This is a genomic window from Pedobacter cryotolerans (assembly GCF_005116475.1).
Taxonomy (GTDB): Bacteria; Bacteroidota; Bacteroidia; order Sphingobacteriales; family Sphingobacteriaceae; genus Pedobacter; species Pedobacter cryotolerans.
In genome coordinates, this window is the sequence record NZ_SWBO01000006.1 from 1 (window position 1) to 17,598 (window position 17,598).

Annotated in this window: 13 protein-coding genes and 1 pseudogene; 8 read left to right on the forward strand and 6 right to left on the reverse strand. The window is 34.8% G+C overall.

Annotated elements, in window-relative coordinates; all coding sequences use genetic code 11:
- The 6 genes and pseudogenes from FA045_RS11510 to FA045_RS11535 form a co-directional block, all read right to left on the reverse strand.
- A pseudogene (locus tag FA045_RS11510) lies at nucleotides 1-1,337 on the reverse strand (hypothetical protein); the annotation flags it as partial.
- Between the two features lie 416 nt (nucleotides 1,338-1,753).
- Complete coding sequence (locus tag FA045_RS11515; protein ID WP_136877232.1) at nucleotides 1,754-4,165, reverse strand: TonB-dependent receptor domain-containing protein; 2,412 nt, start codon at nucleotides 4,163-4,165, stop codon at nucleotides 1,754-1,756.
- 360 nt (nucleotides 4,166-4,525) lie between these two features.
- Nucleotides 4,526-5,173 (reverse strand): hypothetical protein, encoded by a 648-nt coding sequence (locus FA045_RS11520; protein WP_136877233.1) that lies wholly within the window; start codon nucleotides 5,171-5,173, stop codon nucleotides 4,526-4,528.
- Nucleotides 5,151-5,684: an RNA polymerase sigma factor gene (locus FA045_RS11525; RefSeq protein WP_136877234.1), complete on the reverse strand. Its 534-nt coding sequence runs from the start codon at nucleotides 5,682-5,684 to the stop codon at nucleotides 5,151-5,153. Before FA045_RS11525 ends, FA045_RS11520 begins: the two co-directional genes overlap by 23 nt.
- Nucleotides 5,685-6,210: 526 nt before the next feature.
- Complete coding sequence (locus tag FA045_RS11530; protein ID WP_136877235.1) at nucleotides 6,211-9,597, reverse strand: leucine--tRNA ligase; 3,387 nt, start codon at nucleotides 9,595-9,597, stop codon at nucleotides 6,211-6,213.
- Nucleotides 9,598-9,729: 132 nt separating this feature from the next.
- Nucleotides 9,730-10,143 (reverse strand): hypothetical protein, encoded by a 414-nt coding sequence (locus FA045_RS11535; RefSeq protein WP_136877236.1) that lies wholly within the window; start codon nucleotides 10,141-10,143, stop codon nucleotides 9,730-9,732.
- 218 nt (nucleotides 10,144-10,361) lie between these two features.
- Between FA045_RS11535 and FA045_RS11540 the strand changes: the two genes are divergently transcribed.
- Genes FA045_RS11540 through FA045_RS11575 form a run of 8 tightly spaced genes read left to right on the forward strand, consistent with a single transcriptional unit; the run spans nucleotide 10,362 to nucleotide 17,590 of the window.
- Nucleotides 10,362-11,240 (forward strand): cell division protein FtsX, encoded by an 879-nt coding sequence (locus FA045_RS11540; protein WP_136877237.1) that lies wholly within the window; start codon nucleotides 10,362-10,364, stop codon nucleotides 11,238-11,240.
- The gene (locus FA045_RS11545) at nucleotides 11,240-11,467 is read left to right on the forward strand and encodes a DUF3098 domain-containing protein (protein ID WP_136877238.1); all 228 of its coding nucleotides are present in this window, start codon (nucleotides 11,240-11,242) and stop codon (nucleotides 11,465-11,467) included. Before FA045_RS11540 ends, FA045_RS11545 begins: the two co-directional genes overlap by 1 nt.
- A 6-nt stretch (nucleotides 11,468-11,473) precedes the next feature.
- On the forward strand, nucleotides 11,474-12,268 hold the full coding sequence (locus FA045_RS11550) for an undecaprenyl-diphosphate phosphatase (RefSeq protein ID WP_136877239.1): 795 nt from the start codon (nucleotides 11,474-11,476) through the stop codon (nucleotides 12,266-12,268).
- A 31-nt stretch (nucleotides 12,269-12,299) separates the two neighbouring features.
- Nucleotides 12,300-13,025: a tRNA pseudouridine(55) synthase TruB gene (gene truB / locus FA045_RS11555; protein ID WP_136877240.1), complete on the forward strand. Its 726-nt coding sequence runs from the start codon at nucleotides 12,300-12,302 to the stop codon at nucleotides 13,023-13,025.
- Nucleotides 13,026-13,029: 4 nt separating this feature from the next.
- Complete coding sequence (locus tag FA045_RS11560; protein WP_136877241.1) at nucleotides 13,030-13,899, forward strand: YitT family protein; 870 nt, start codon at nucleotides 13,030-13,032, stop codon at nucleotides 13,897-13,899.
- A gap of 12 nt (nucleotides 13,900-13,911) precedes the next feature.
- Nucleotides 13,912-14,907, forward strand: a complete 996-nt coding sequence (locus FA045_RS11565) for a bifunctional riboflavin kinase/FAD synthetase (RefSeq protein WP_136877242.1) — start codon at nucleotides 13,912-13,914, stop codon at nucleotides 14,905-14,907.
- Between the two features lie 55 nt (nucleotides 14,908-14,962).
- Nucleotides 14,963-15,322 carry a hypothetical protein gene (locus FA045_RS11570; protein WP_136877243.1) on the forward strand — a complete coding sequence of 120 codons (360 nt, stop codon included), beginning with the start codon at nucleotides 14,963-14,965 and terminating at the stop codon, nucleotides 15,320-15,322.
- A gap of 48 nt (nucleotides 15,323-15,370) precedes the next feature.
- On the forward strand, nucleotides 15,371-17,590 hold the full coding sequence (locus tag FA045_RS11575; protein WP_136877244.1) for a cation:proton antiporter: 2,220 nt from the start codon (nucleotides 15,371-15,373) through the stop codon (nucleotides 17,588-17,590).
- The last annotated feature ends 8 nt before the right edge of the window (nucleotides 17,591-17,598 follow it).

Here is a 17,598-nt window from a genome sequence, read left to right on the forward strand (position 1 = left end):
CCTGCTCCAGGAGCACCTGTTGCACTTGATCCTGGGATACCTGGGGTTCCAGTTGATCCTGGTTGTCCTTCTACTCCTACTACACCAGGGTCACCTTTRTCTCCTTTTGGACCGTTAATGTTTGTCCATGTATTGGTCGTTGGATTGAAAACCCATGTTCCGCTATCGTTGGTAACAATCGTTACGCCTGCTCCAGGAGCACCTGTCGCACTTGATCCTGGGATACCTGGGGTTCCAGTTGATCCYGGTTGTCCTTCTACTCCTACTACACCAGGGTCACCTTTGTCTCCTTTTGGACCGTTAATRTTTGTCCATGTATTGGTTGTTGGATTGAAAACCCATGTTCCGCTATCGTTGGTAACAATTGTTACGCCTGCTCCAGGAGCACCTGTTGCACTTGATCCTGGGATACCTGGGGTTCCAGTTGATCCTGGTTGTCCTTCTACTCCTACTACACCAGGGTCACCTTTATCTCCTTTTGGACCGTTAATGTTTGTCCATGTATTGGTCGTTGGATTGAAAACCCATGTTCCGCTATCGTTGGTAACAATCGTTACGCCTGCTCCAGGAGCACCTGTCGCACTTGATCCTGGGATACCTGGGGTTCCAGTTGATCCCGGTTGTCCTTCTACTCCTACTACACCAGCATCTCCTTTATCTCCTTTTGGACCAATCACATTTGTCCATGTATTGGTAGTTGGGTTATATACCCATGTTCCACTATCGTTATTAACAATGGTTACTCCTGCTCCAGGAGCACCTGGTGTACCCGAACCTGGAGTACCTGGAACTCCCGTTCCTGGCAAACCAACTATACCTGGCTCTCCCTTATCCCCTTTAATATTTCCGTTAACTACCCAAGTATTACCTTGTTTAATATATGTATTACCCGAGGTAGTATTTATATATATATCACCTTCGTTTCCTGGAGTGGAAGTTCCGGGTGATCCTGGCGCACCAGTTACTGATTTACCATCAGCGCCCTTAGTACCTTTTGTTGCTACCCAGCCGTTACCATCCCAGTAATAAATACCAGTACCATTTCCTGCAATAGCTGGATAGTCTGTAGTACCAGTAAAACCAGCCGATGTGGTATTGATATTGTAAACCATCATACCTGCAGTAGGAACACTTGATGTTGCCAAACTCCAAGTAGTGGTATTAATAAGACTTACTCTAGGAAAAAGCAAACCCTTGTTTGTACTTTCTAACTCTAAAATTGAGCCCTTATTAATTTCCGTTGGATTTTGACCAACTTTAACCTGCGCATTTGCAAATTGTGCAAATGCTGCAGTAAGCAAGCAAACGAAAACAATTTTTTTTGTAGAAGTTATCATATAATTGTGTTATTGTTTTTTATCCTTTAAAATCTCTCAGATAGTTTTTCATCAAAGAGCATATCATTTCACGTGTGTTAGACAAAGTATATACCAATCACAAAAGAGGGCTTCTTTAGCAAAAAAATGGGTATTAAGAGAATACATACAATTACATAGGGGAAATATTTTCCACACTGTGAGCAATGGAAGTATAGAAACTAAGCACTTGAAACTTGATTAAATTTGAGAGAGGAGGGGTATTAGTATATTCAATTATTTAGAATGCCCCCATTAACCTAATTATTGAATATAAAAATGCATTGATTAATGGTGAGGAGTTATTTAAATCAAAAGCATTGGCAATTTTATGATAAAAAAAAATGTCTTTTCGAAATTTCGAAAAGACATTTAATAGAGTGTTTGATGTGATTAGCTTATTTTCCGCTTCCCATACCACCCATTTGTCCACCGCCTTGTTGCTCACCTTGTTTGATATCATCATTTTTAACCTTTTTCTTTTCTGTAAATTTCAACTTACCAAAAGAATAACTGAAGTTAACTCCGAACGAACGCAAAGGATAGTAAATATTTGTACTTTGAAAAGTATTTGCGGTAGTGTTAACTGTTTTTATATGCAAATCTCTGTTAAAGGGATTTAGAGTATTTAAGCCGATTGAGCCTTTTTTCTTCATGATCTCTTTTTTAATGGCAGCACCATAAAACACCATCGCATCGGTTTTACCCTGAAAAGTTCTACGTGGAGAATTTAGCACTCCAAAAAACTCTAGACTTAATCCTTTATTAAATGTAGTTGCCGATCTTAAGAACCAATTGTAGTTTAAAAAAGTAGGTGTATTTACACCTGTAAACTCATTGCTTACTTGATAAGTATTCAAACCAATATTTGTCATCAAAGTCCACTTTGGCATCGGATTATAAGAACCGAAAACATTTAGTCCAAAAGTTTCAGCTGTACCTACATTGATAAACGTGGTTAAAACTTTATCTACTCCGTTTTCTGTTATAGGCTGAATGGCACTTTCAATAACATCACCTGTTCTACGGTAAAAAACTGAAGCGTTAATGATCGATCCTTTAATAAACGTTGAATAACCAAATTCATAATTATCGCTAATCTCTGGATCTAGGTTTGGATTACCCTCTGAAACACTAAACTGATTAGACTCATTACGGAAAGGATTTAAGTAAAACAAACTTGGACGTTGTACTCTACGATTGTAGCTTAATTTTAAAGTTGTTTTATTATCCTTTAATGTTTGTGAAACTATTGCACTTGGAAATAAATTAAAATAATCATTTTTAATAGGCAAACTATTTGCAAAAACACCGCTTATATCTGTGTACTCAGCTCTTAACCCTCCCTTGAACTTAATTTTTTTAGTTAAGTCGAAACCAATTACACCATAAGCTGATGCTACGTTTTGGTTGTAATCAAAATCTTGAGCAGCCTGAGTATAATCACTTGCTATATTACGAGCAATACCTTTTAACCCAGTTTCTAAAGTTGTTTTTTTATTGATCGGTAATATGTAATCTGTTTGCAATGTGTATTCATTGTTTTTACCAACATTGTCATTTGCAGTAATAATATCAGGAACTCCAGCGGTTCTTAAAATATTACTAAAATCGGTTGTATTTCTACCTTGAGACAACTGACCAGAAACACTAAACTCCTCCCCTACTTTTTTCGAAGTACGTTTGTAATCCACATTCCAATCCATGTTGTTAAAACCCATGTCCATATCAGAAATATTCTGCAAGGCCAAACCGTTGATATTGATATTCGCTTCGCCTGGACCACCATTGCTAAAATGGTTATATTTTATAGTAGAACTAATGTTATTATAAGCATTGATATCGTAATCTACCCCAAAGCTACCGTTGTACCCTGGGCGTGCCCATTTAGAAAAGCCATCCTGAAAAGTGGTGGTACCTGCCGTTTCGTTTAAAAAAGATACCCTACTATTTTGTGGGTAGGCATAACTACCGCCCAAAGCTGCATTTACACTTAAACGATTTGTTTTAGCAGTTAAGTTAAATGACCCATTATTTTGGCGAGTACCGACTGATGTATTAACGCTACCACTTACACCTTGCGCATTAGATTTTTTAGTAATGATATTAATAATACCACCAGAACCTTCGGCATCATATTTAGCCGATGGACTAGTAATTACCTCAACACTTTTAATTTGCTCAGCTGGTAACATTTTTAACGCATCAGCAACGCTATTTGCCATAGTACCCGATGGCTTACCGTTAATTAACACCCTTACCGCACCACCACGTAATTGAACGTTACCATTTACATCTACAGAAAGCATGGGCACTTTACGCATTACATCGGTAGCATCTCCACCTGCATTTGTAGCATCTGCCTCGGCATTGTAAACCATTCTATCAATTTTATTTTCAATAATCGCTTTTTTACCCTCAACAGTTACTTCATTTAAAACGTTAGAAGTAGGCGAAAGTATAACTGTACCCAAGTTATTATCTGGCTTTGCCAATGTTGTTTTTACAATTACAGTTTTAGATTTATACCCTATAAAACCGATTGATAATTTATATTCATCTGCGGCAACATTTTGCAGTACAATTTTACCTTTTTCGTCTGTCACTCCACCATTTACGGCTTTTCCATCTTTCACTTTTGCTAATGAAACGGTTGCATAATCAACCGGTTGTTTAGTTAACGAATCGATAATTGTTGCTGTAATTCGACCAGTTACCGATGCCTTTTGCCCTCCACCCATACCCGGAAATTGAGCTTGAGCACCTATCGCAAATATTAAACCTAAACACAGTAGTAGAATTTTTTTCATTTTATAATTTGTTTGTTTTGTTTGTTAATTAGTATCTCAAAATTACTTTTTGTTACAATTGGAGTATATAAATTTTAGACCACTTGAATTAATCTAGCGGCGAATGGTAAAAATTAATCGGCGAATGGAAAAGAGGTAAAACGGAAGAGGTAAAATGGAAGCTATTTTAATTAATTAGAAAAGCAATTTGCTAGAAAAATTAAAGTTAGTCCGGCTTTTCATTTCTCCCGATTTTACATCGGGATTCATTTCAATCCGGTTTATTAAACATCAGCTAATGCTACTATTTAAAGTTGCAATTATCAAAAAATGCATACCTCAAAAACTTAAGTCAATCGCAAACTGAAAACTGCCAACTTATTAGTTTTTCTCAAAATTTTCTATCTCTTTTAAAAACTTACCCGCTTTTAAAATCGATTGCCATTCTGAGCCCCAAAACATCATTCTAAACCAACGCTTTTCGATGTTATGAATATTGATATTTTTGTAAAACCAAATTCCGATGTAAGTGAAAAGAACAAGGATAGGAACCTGAATAAACCAAAAGGCTAAAGGATTTTTGGTTATTAACTCTAAATTAATATTCCAAGTTGCAAATACCGGAAACTGTAAAAAACACACCCCAATAACTTTTAAGGTAGAGCTTTTTAATTTGGCCATTTTATACTGCATATCCACTATATTCTCTGTACAATCAATTTGATTAATCAATACGATTTGATGTGCGTACATTGCTATTGCTACTAGCGTAACTATCAAATGTATAACAACAGAAATATTAATAAAAATGCTAGCTATAGGATGTAAATGATATAAAAAATAAGCAATTAAAGCTGCGTAAACTATACCTATTAAAATAGCAATCACCTTATAATTTCTGGCTGGCCTTAATGCGTTTTTAGCTTTTTGTTGCTGCAATTCTGCAATTAACCTATGGTTAATAGATATCGTTTTTTCCAGCCTTTCGTCGTACTGTTTCCATAAATTAATCATTTCTATATTTTCCATTTTTAATTTCTTTTTGTGAAAATTTCTGTTTCAATTGTTCTTTAATTCTTCCAATTTTTGTAGCCACATTTGTGGTGGTAATCCCAATAATTTCTGCCATTTCTTTGTGGCTTTTTTCCTCTAAATAAAGGATCATTAATGCCCTATCTAGTGGATTTAAATCATTGATGAATTTTTGCAATGCATTCAAATTATTTTCCAAACCTTCATCTAAATTTACGTCAGCTATTTCAATTACATGCTCTCCCAAGCTAACAGTTGATGCTGATTTTTTTTCTTTACGATAAAAGGAAATGGCTACATTTAATGCTATGCGGTACATCCATGTAGAAAGCTTATATTCCGGATTAAAGCTATTCCACGATTTCCATAATTGATAGATAATTTCTTGTGCTAAATCTTCTCTATCATCCGCATTGCGACAATAAGAGTTACATATTTTAAATATGATGCGCTTGTTAGCCTCAATTAGGTTTAAAAATTCAGGAGAAGTTTGGGTTGTAGCTTGCATTAATTAATTCTTCTTTCCCATATTATTCGCAACAAGGTCAGAAATATCACAAGGATTTTGAAAAATATATTTTTAGACGGTAAATGCTTGACGTAAATTCGTGAATTAATTGTAAAAAATATGTCATCCTGAGGGATAATTTATTTCATAAAAATCAATATAAATGACATTAATTTAGCTCGTTTTGTCATCCAGAGTGCAGCGAAGGATCTCGAATTTTGTATTCCAACTATGAGATTCCTCCGAAGTCGCCTGCCTGCCGGCAGGCAGGGAATGACAAAGAAAGGAGCTTAATTTTTTTTTAAAAAATTGATTTATAAATACTTAATAAATAACGTCAATCTGAGCTTATCGAAGGATTTATAAAATGGTCTTCGACAGGCTCAGACTGACAAAAGACAAAAAAAGCCACAGATTTACCGAATTTTCCTTCGACTACCAGCCACGGCAGGCGGGCGCTCAGGATGACATTCTGTAAATCTGCAGGCAAAACAGACCCTGAAATAAATTCAGGGTGACGTGCATTTTAAATCACAATATTCACAATCTTACCTTTTACAAAGACGATTTTTTTAGGCGTAGCTCCATTTAAATAACCTTGAACTTGTTCATTTGCCAATACGGTTGAGATGGCTTCATCTTGCTCTATACTTAAACTTAGGTTTAAATTCATCTTCATTTTACCATTTACAGAAACTGGATAAGCAAATTCTGCTTCTTCTAAATAGGCAGGATTAAACTTAGGATATGGCGTAGTTGACAAGTTTGTATTGCCTAACAACGACCACAATTCTTCGCAAATATGGGGTGCATAAGGTGAAAGTACAACCACTAAATCTTCTAAAACTTGGCGGTTTTTGCATTTCAAATCTGTTAGTTCATTAACCGCAATCATAAAGCTAGAAACTGATGTGTTAAACGAGAAACGTTCAACATCATCTTGTACCTTTTTAATGATTTTATGTAAAGCTTTTAGTTCTGCTTTTGCAGGAATTGAATCTTCTACATGAAAAATCCATTCTTCGTTATGGAACAAGCGCCAAAATTTACGCAAGAATTTAAATACACCTTCAATTCCGTTGGTATTCCATGGTTTACTTTGCTCTAGCGGGCCCAAAAACATCTCGTACATACGCAAGGTATCTGCACCGTAGTTCTCAATCAAAACATCAGGATTAACCACATTGAATTTTGATTTAGACATTTTTTCTACTTCTGGTTTTGTAAAAAATCTCTTTTCTCCATTAGAATTTTCAAATGGATAGAAAACACCACCTTGCCAACAACCTCCTGAACACCAAAAAATTGCATTTTCATAATCTGGCCTCCATTTGATATATTTCTCAATATCTAGCTCATTTGTTAATTCATTAGTATATTGAATATCTACGTTGTGTAATGAAGTTTTGAAGAACTCTTTTGCAATATCACTTCCCTTATCAATTTCTGATACTTTAACATCTTGGCTTATAATTAATCGCTCTGTCTTATCTCCAAATGAGAACTGCAATCCATTAATTCTATAATTATTAGATCCACTTGTAGAACCTTGTGAGCCTGAAATATTAATTTTTTGAGATATACCCTGTATCATCCCTTGGTTAATCAATTTTTTGAAAGGTTCTTCTTCGTTTACATAACCTAAATCTTTCAAAAATTTGTTCCAAAAACGGCTGTATAACAAGTGCCCAGTTGCATGTTCAGAACCACCGATGTATAAATCAACGTCTTTCCAATAAGCAATCGCTTCTTTCGAGGCAAAGTCGCAGTTATTTTGTGCATCCATATAGCGGTACCAATACCAGCTACTTCCAGCCCAACCCGGCATGGTGCTCAATTCATATTCATACTGATCTTCGTAACTCCAATCCGCTGCTCTACCTAAAGGCGGCTCTCCACTTTCAGTTGGCAAATATTTATCAATTTCTGGTAATAATAAAGGTAATTCTTCTTCCTTAATTAAGTAAGGCAAACCATCTTTAAAGTATACGGGTATAGGTTCGCCCCAATAACGCTGGCGACCAAAAATTGCGTCACGCATGCGGTAATTAACTTTAGCTTTACCAACGCCTTCTCTTTCTAACCAATGGTTTAAATAAGAAGTAGCTTCTTTGTAACCTAAATTATCAATAAAATCAGAGTTGATGTATTTTCCTTCTTTAGTTGCATTTGCTTCTACATCTAAGTCGGTTTGTGTATCTAATATTTGGATGATTGGTAAATCGAAATGTTTAGCAAATAACCAATCGCGTTGATCGCCACTTGGCACACCCATAACCGCACCTGTACCATAACCAGCTAAAACGTAATCGGCAATCCAAATTGGCACAAATTCATCATTAACAGGGTTGATGACATAACTTCCAGTAAATGCTCCAGAAACAGTTTTTGTATCCGCCATGCGGTCTAATTCTGATTTCTTTTTAGTTTGTGCAATATAATTTTCGATATCTGCTTTTTGCCCATCTGTAGTTAAAGCCTGAACTAATTCGTGTTCTGGCGCTAAAACGATAAAAGAAACACCGAAAATAGTATCAACACGGGTGGTGAAAACCTCGATATAAGCCTCACCCCGCCCCTCTCCAAGGGAGAGGGAGGCAGAGTTGCCTACCTTAGCAGGTGCACTATCAGGTCTGTTATTGAGTTCTGAAGTTATCTTTTCTGCTACCATGTTTATATTATTCAGAACCTCTTCATTAGAAAAACGAATTACATTAAAGCCTAGCTGATTAAGTGCTTCTGTTCTGATTTTATCATTTTCTTGGTTTTCTAAATGATATCCACCATCAACCTCTATAATTAATCTCTTATTTAAACAAATAAAATCGGCAATATAAGTGCCAATTGGATGTTGTCTACGTATTTTATGCCCTGTTTGACTATTTCTTAATTTTTGCCAAAGCGCATCTTCTCCTTCGGTTTGATGACTTCTATTAACTCTAGCATTAGTTTTTAATACTTCCCATAATAACGGATCAGCAGTTTCATAGCCATAACTTCCAGCTCCCTCTCCTTCGGAGAGGGTTGGGGTGAGGCTAATAGGGAACTTCACACTCGCTCCCACACTTTTCCCAATCCAGTTGCGTTGCATTTCTTTAACTGGTTCTGGCCAATCTATGGTATTTAAACCTTGCAATAATCGTTCGGCGTACGCAGAAATACGCATACTCCATTGCATCATTTTTTTCTGTTCTACCGGATGACCTCCTCGCTCAGAAAAACCATCTTTAACTTCATCATTAGCTAAAACAGTTCCTAATGCCGGACACCAGTTTACCGTACTTTCTTTTAAATAAGTTAGGCGATATTTTAATAACTCAGCTTGTTTTTCTTCGTCAGAAAATGCTGCCCAATCACTTGGCATAAAAGATTTTATATCTTCATCACAAACTGCTTTTACATCGGCACTGCCAGCTGCGTTAAACTTTTCAATCAAAGTAGAAATATCTTCTGCTTTATCTGTCTCTAGGTTGTACCAAGAATTAAACAATTGCATAAAAATCCACTGTGTCCATTTGTAGTAACCTGGCTCACTTGTGCGTACTTCCCTACTCCAATCAAACGAAAAACCAATTTGATCTAATTGACGGCGATAAGTTGCAATATTTGCTTCGGTAGTAATTGCCGGATGTTGACCGGTTTGTATGGCATATTGCTCTGCAGGTAAACCAAATGAATCATATCCCATTGGGTGCAAAACATTAAAACCTTTTAATCTTTTATATCTCGAAAAAATATCTGACGCGATGTATCCAAGTGGGTGACCGACATGCAAACCTGCTCCAGATGGATAGGGAAACATATCTAATACATAATATTTGGGTTTGGTAGAATTTGTATCGGCTTTAAAAGTTTGATTTTCTGCCCAAAATTTTTGCCACTTCTGCTCTATCTGCTTAAATTGATAATCCATTAAATTGCTCTTTCTTAAATAGTTTGCAAAAATACAGAAATTAAGCCTGTTTTTGAAGTGTTGATGATATAAAAAAGCGCTATCTCCATAATTGAGGATAGCGCTTATTAAAAATAGCTTAAATTTTAACTTTTATCTGCTTAAAAAATAAGTTTCAGTTTGTTTAGGATTTGAGCCAACTACGGTACCAGTAAACTGAAATTGATTTGGGGTAATTGTTGCTACCACACAATCTAAATCTTTCGATGAAAAATCCAGGTAAAGTTTATCATCAATTGTAGAACTGTAAGAGCCTATCGAACGATTTAGACCTAAACTTAGTTCAAAATCATCGTTAGTATTGTCTTTAAAGTCCATATAATCATTCGCAGCATAGCTTGTTGATACGGTTGCAGAGCCAGCAATTGTAACATCTATTTTATTAACTTGCCATTTTCCTAACATTTTTGCTCTTAAAGGTTTTGTAGCTTCATCTTGTTTTTTACAAGCGGTAAAACTTGCAATAAAGAATAATAAAGTTGCTCCTAATAATAATTTTGCTTTCATTTTAAATTTTTGGGTGATTAATACTTCATTAATTAACGGCACAAATGATATGCCAGTATATAGCTATTATAAAAGTTAAAAAATGTTAAGTGTACAACTTATAAAAACACTTTTACTTATTTTGCATCGTTAATTAAATGTGTTAACAGAACAAAAAGAGGCTTTAAATTTAAGATTTTGCATATCTTTCTTTACTTTCGCAACAATAAAAACATAATATGGAAGAATTTGAAGTAAGCGAAGCGTCTAAAAAGACTAAAACGATATACATATCAACCATATTTAGCATTGCCTTGGTTTTGCTAATGTTGGGTATGTTAGGTCTAATTTTGGTTCATGCAAAAAACCTATCAAATTATGTAAAAGAGAATATAGTTCTAAATATAATTGTTGATGAAGGTGCAAAAGAAACTGACATTTTAGCCTTTAAAAAAGATTTAGAAAGCAATATTGCTGTTAAACAAACACAGTACGTAAACAAAGAAGTAGCACAACATAATTTAACAAAAGATTTAGGCGAAGATTTTGTTAACTTCTTAGGCTACAACCCATTACTTTCAACAATTGATGTTTATTTAAAAGCTGATTACGCCAATAACGCTAATATTGATGCGTTAAAAAAGAAGATTAAAACCAATCCTATCGTTAAAGAAGTGGTATACCAGAGTTCATTAATAGATATGGTAAATAAAAACATTAGCACCATTAGCTTAATTGTATTAGGTTTTGCCGTGATTTTATTGATTATTGCCATTGCTTTAATTAACAACACCATTCGCTTAGCTATATTTTCGCAACGCTTTTTAATTAAAAGTATGCAATTGGTAGGAGCCACTAAAAATTTCATCAGAAAACCTTTTATTTTAGTTGCTGCTTTACATGGTTTAATTGCCTCATTTATAGCAATCATCATTTTATTAGGCTTTTTATATTATGCTCAAAAAGAAATTCCGGAGATCTTAATTTTAAGAAACTATACAGAATTTGGAATTGTATTTTTAGGAATGGTGATTATTGGGATTTTTATCACCTCAATTAGTACATTGTTTGCTGTGAGCAGATACTTACGTTTAAAAATTTACGATCTTTATAGATAATGGTAGAAAAAAAATCAGCTCCTGTAAAACAGGATGAAAAATCAGAGATGGTTTTTACTAAAAAAAATTATCAGTTATTATTAATTAGCATTGCTATTGTTGTACTGGGCTTTATCTTAATGATTGGCACCACAGGTGATATTTATGATACCCGTAGAACTTTAATAGCGCCAATGGTTGTGTTATTTGGTTTTGGCTTTGGCATTTACGCCATCTTAAAAAAATAAAACTTAATGACATTTCTACAAGCTTTAATCCTTGCAATAATTGAGGGATTAACTGAATTTTTGCCTGTTTCATCAACTGGTCACATGATTATTGGCACTGCCCTAATGAACATGCAGCCTACTCCATTTGTAAAACTTTTTACGATAGTTATTCAATTAGGGACTATTTTATCTGTGTTAGCACTTTATTTTAAGCGCTTTTTTAAATCACTTGATTTTTATTACAAACTTGTTGTTGCAGCAATACCAGCTTCAATTTTAGGCTTAGTGTTTAATAATCTTATCGATTCTTTACTAGAAAGCCCTTTAATGGTTGCCGTAATGTTAGTTATTGGTGGTGTTATCCTTCTTTTTGTTGATAAATGGTTTAATAAACCAACTATCGAAAATTCTGATGAGATTACCTATAAACAATCTTTTATCATTGGCCTTTACCAATGTTTGGCACTAATACCTGGCACCTCTCGTTCTGCAAGTACAATTGTAGGTGCCATGACACAAAATCTTACCCGTAAAGCAGCTGCAGAATTTTCGTTTTTTTTAGCCATACCTATGATGTTGGGTGCATCAGTTGTTAAATTGTATAAGTTTTTAAAAGAAGGCCATACTTTTTCGGGTGACGAAATCAATCTGCTAATTCTGGGAAATGTTGTTGGTTTTATTGTAGCCATTATAGCGATTAAAACTTTTATCAATATCCTAACAAAACACGGCTTTAAGGCGTTTGGCTGGTACCGCATTATAGTTGGTTTAATAATCTTGGCGCTATTACTTTCGGGTCACGAATTATCAATCATATAATTGTTACCTTTGCGAAAAATTAATTAGTATTTTGAGCGATAAAACTCCTATTTTCCCTGATTTTGATTTCGCCGCTGGCGAACTATTGTTAATTAACAAACCTTACAAATGGACATCATTTGATGTGGTAGGAAAAATTAGGAATTCTTTTAAACCACTGAAATTAAAAGTAGGCCATGCTGGCACTTTAGACCCTTTGGCAACAGGGCTTTTAATCATCTGCACTGGCAAATTAACCAAGCAAATCGATACTTTTCAGGCAGAAGAAAAAGAATATACAGGTACCATGATTTTGGGAGCAAGTACTCCATCGTTTGACATGGAAACTGAGATAGATGCTACATTTGAAATTGACAAAATAACTGAAAAAGATATTTATAGCGCAACAGCTCCATTTATTGGAGAGATTACACAATATCCGCCAGCACACTCTGCTGTAAAAGTAAATGGCGAAAGATTATATGTTAAAGCCAGATTAGGAGAAGAGGTTGAGTTGCGACAAAGACATGTAACAGTTGGCGCTTTTGAAATTACCCGAATTGCATTACCAGAAATTGATTTCAGAATAGTTTGTAGCAAAGGAACATACATTAGATCTTTAGTTTCTGATTTTGGAAAGCAATTAAATAATGCAGCTTATTTATCTAAATTAACACGAACGAGAAGTGGTAATTTTTTATTAGAAAATGCATTTGAAGTAGCAGATTTGGTTCAGTATCTTCGTGAAAAGAGAGTTGAAAAAGCTCCAATCGATTAAAGAAATGGAAGGTCACAGAATTAACACTAAAAAATACAAACATCTACTAAAAGAGGCTGCATTAATTATTTGTGGAGTGGTAGCTGCTTGTTTCGGACTTAAAAGTTTTTTGCTGCCCAGTCATTTTATTGATGGTGGCGTTACAGGAATTTCGCTGCTGGTTAGGGCATTAACTGGATGGAATTTATCTTACCTAATCGTAGTAATAAACATTCCATTTATTATAATGGGATATAAACAATTGGGGAAAAGATTTGCAATTAAAACAGCAGTGGCGATTACTTTTCTATCTCTAGCGCTAATATTTATACCTTTTCAACCTATTACACACGATAAATTATTAATAGCCTTTTTTGGTGGTTTCTTTTTAGGAGGTGGTATTGGACTTGCCATGCGTGGCGGATGTGTAATTGACGGAACCGAGGTTTTAGCGTTATACATTAGCAGAAATAGCATGTTCACTGTTGGCAACATTATCTTAATCCTGAACATTATTATTTTTGCGTTTGCAGCATACTTTTTAAATATAGAAACTGCACTTTATGCAATTTTAACCTATTTATCTGCATCCAACACTGTTGATTTTATCGTAAATGGTTTAGAAGCTTACACCGGGGTAACTATTATTTCAGAAAAAAATGATGAAATCAAACATTTTATCATTACCAACATGAAACGAGGTGTAACCATTTATAAAGGCGAAGGTGGATACTTAGAAAAGAAAGACATCGACATTATTTATACTGTGGTAACTAAGCTAGAAATGAGCAAATTACAAACAGAAATTAGACAAATTGACCCCGATGCTTTTGTTGTACAGCAGCAAATTGCCGACATAAAAGGAGGAGTTGTTAAACGTCAGGCTTTTCATTAACACGTAATAATTTTGAAAATATATCATCAACTATCTGATTTTAAAAAACTCGACAATGCTGTTGTAACCATTGGTACATTTGATGGTGTACACTTTGGGCATCAAAAAATTATTAATCGACTTTGCGAGTTGGCAAAAACAACTGGTGGTGAAAGTGTAATTTTAACTTTTTTTCCGCACCCGCGGATGATCATTGATCCAGAAAATCAGGACTTAAAAATGATCAATACCATTCATGAAAAAGCAGAAATTTTAGCAAAATTAGGTGTAGACCATTTAATTATTACCCCTTTTACCAGAGATTTTTCAAACCTTGAGCCAGCAAATTATATCAAAGATATTTTAATTGATACCATTGGCACAAAGCAACTTATAGTTGGATATGATCATCGTTTTGGCAAAGATCGCAAAGGCGGGATGGATGAATTGATTAAGCAAGCTGAAGTTTTTAAGTATGCCATCGAAGAAATTGCGGAACAAGATATTAATGATGTTGCAGTAAGTTCTACAAAAATTAGGGCTGCACTTTTAGATGGAGATGTTTCTTTGGCAGCAACCTATTTAGGTTATGATTTTTCAATTAGCGGACCAGTAATAAAAGGCGATAAAATTGGTCGTACAATTGGCTTCCCCACCGCAAATATTTTTGTGGAAGAAACCTATAAATTAATCCCTGGTGATGGAATTTATGCCGTAACAATTGAAATGAATGAAGGCGGAAAGGCAGAAGGATCGAAAGTAGAGGACGCAAACCATATCCCCTCAAACCTCCTACCTTCAACCTTTAAAGGTATGGCCTACATCGGGCAACGCCCAACTATTAATGGAATGACCCGAAATATTGAAGTAAACATTTTCGATTTTGATCGTGAAATATATGGTCAGACTATCAAAATGAACTTTCTAAAATTCTTGCGCCATGATGTAAAGTTTACAGGTTTAGAGGCATTAACCGTACAACTTCATCAAGATAAAGAAGCTACTTTAGCTTATTTTAGTCAGCGCTAATTAAAATTACCATTTTCTACCTAAAAAAAGCCTTAATTTCATTATATTTATAGCAATGAGGTTTTTAACAACTTGTTTGCTATTGTTTTGCTTTCAATCTTTTGTGGTTTGCACCGCAGAAGACGGAACTCTTGCATTTGTACAAGAAGCTTTTCAGAATAAAGAAGTTGTTAAAAAATCAAGCTCTATAAGTAACAAGCAAAAGTTAACCCAAACTTTTAATAGATCTTTTGTGATAGTTGATATTGCAAATCAGCCTATAGTAAAGTTAACTTATATTGTAAATTTTTACGCTCGTAAAGAAGGGATTGAAATTTATAGCGCTCTTAAAACAGCCTTATCTTATGGCTGTTTCCTAAAAAAACATTATTCATTTATACTAAATCATCTTTACCCTAAGCATACTTTTTGGTAACTACATTGCTTATACGCAACATTATTTTACTATCAAAAAATATTCTTTATGATCCATTTACCAGTTCTCATAGCCGACTTAGGCCTTATTCTTGCCGCAGCAGGAGTTACTACACTCCTATTTAAAAAAATTAAACAACCTTTAGTGCTTGGCTATATTTTGGCTGGCGTTATTGTTGGTCCTTATTTAGACTTTACACCAACCGTAACCGACCATAAAAGCATCACCATTTGGGCCGAAATTGGCGTAATATTTCTTCTTTTCAGTCTCGGTTTAGAATTTAGTTTTAAAAAATTAGTAAAAGTAGGTGGCTCGGCTTCTATAACTGCAATTGTTGAAGTTGTATTTATGCTTTCAATTGGCTTTGGTGTAGGTAAGATGTTGGGTTGGAGTACAATGGATAGCATATTTTTAGGTGGTATATTATCTGTTTCATCTACAACAATCATTATTAGAGCATTTGAAGAGCTAGGTGTAAAACATAAAAAATTCGCTGGCTTAGTTTTCGGAGTCCTTATTGTTGAAGATTTAGTTGCCATATTATTGTTGGTATTACTCTCTACTTTGGCCGTTAGTCAGCAATTTGCGGGTACTGAGATGCTGATTTCAATACTTAAACTCGCATTCTTTTTAGTGTTATGGTTTTTAGGAGGAATCTTTTTAATCCCAACGTTTTTAAAAGCTACTAAAAAACTAATGAATGATGAGACGATGTTGATTGTGTCATTAGCTTTATGTTTAATAATGGTTTTATTAGCCGTTAAAGTTGGTTTTTCTCCAGCACTTGGGGCATTTATAATGGGCTCAATTTTGGCTGAAACAACACAAGCCGAAAAAATAGAACACCTAACCAAATCTGTTAAAGATCTATTTGCAGCTATATTTTTTGTTTCAGTTGGTATGTTGATTGATCCAAGTATTTTACTTGAGTATGCCTTACCCATAGCTGTAGTAACCTTAGCAACGGTTTTAGGTAAATTAATAAGCTCAACTTTGGGGGCTTTGCTTTCTGGACAGCCATTAAAAACATCGGTACAAGCAGGCATGAGTTTGGCACAAATTGGCGAGTTCTCCTTCATTATTGCCACTTTAGGTTTAACACTTAAAGTAACTAGCGACTTTTTGTATCCAATAGCAGTTGCAGCATCAGCTATCACTACTTTCACAACACCTTATCTAATTAAAGTTTCAGAACCATTCTATAACTTTTTAACTAGGATTTTACCCCAGCGATGGCTCAATGCAATTACTAGATACAGCTCAAGCACCCAAGGAATCACTACTTTTAGCGATTGGAAAACACTTTTAAAGGCATATACATTTAATACAATTATCCACGGCACCGTACTAATTGGCATTGTATTACTTTCATCAAGGTATTTACAACCTTTTGTAAGCAAACATATTTTTAATGGTGATAACGGAACGATTGTAAGTTTGATAATTGCCTTAATTTTTATGGTTCCATTTTTATGGGCTTTGGCAATAAGAAGGATAGAAAGAAAAGCCTACTCTCATCTTTGGTTAAACAAGAAATATACTCGTGGGCCATTAATAGCAATTGAATTATTGAGAATTGCTTTAGCAGTATTTTTTGTTGGATTTTTAATTTATCAGTTTTACAATACCATTGTTGCCGTAAGCATAGCCTTAGGTTTAATTATTGTTGGGATGGTGGTTTTTTCAAGAAAATTACAGACATTTTATGAACGGATGGAGTTTAGGTTTTTAAATAACCTCAACGCTAGAGAACAAGCTAACAAACAACCAGAAATTTTACCTTGGGATAGTCACCTTTTAGAGTTGATTGTAGCACCCGAATCTACATTGGTTGGACAAACATTAGTAGAGTTAGCCGTTCGTGAGAAATACGGTATCAATATCGCTTTAATTGAGCGAGGTAAAATAATGATCCCCACGCCTGCCAGAACAGAAAGGCTTTACCCAAATGACAAAGTATTGGTAATTGGCACTGATGATCAATTGGCTTCCGTAAAGCCATTATTTGAAGGTATAGTTGATGAAAACGCTACTTCGTTTCCTAAGCAAGACATGTCATTGCAAAAAATTGTAATTAATAGTAAATCTCCTGTATTCGGACAAACTATTAGAGATTCGGGAATTAGAGAAAGAACACAAGGCTTGGTGGTTGGTATAGAAAGAAATGGAGTTCGTATTTTAAACCCAGATTCGAATTTAGTATTCGAAAATGATGATATTGTATGGATTGTGGGTAACAACAAGAAAATACCAGAGTTATTGAAGTAGTTAAACCT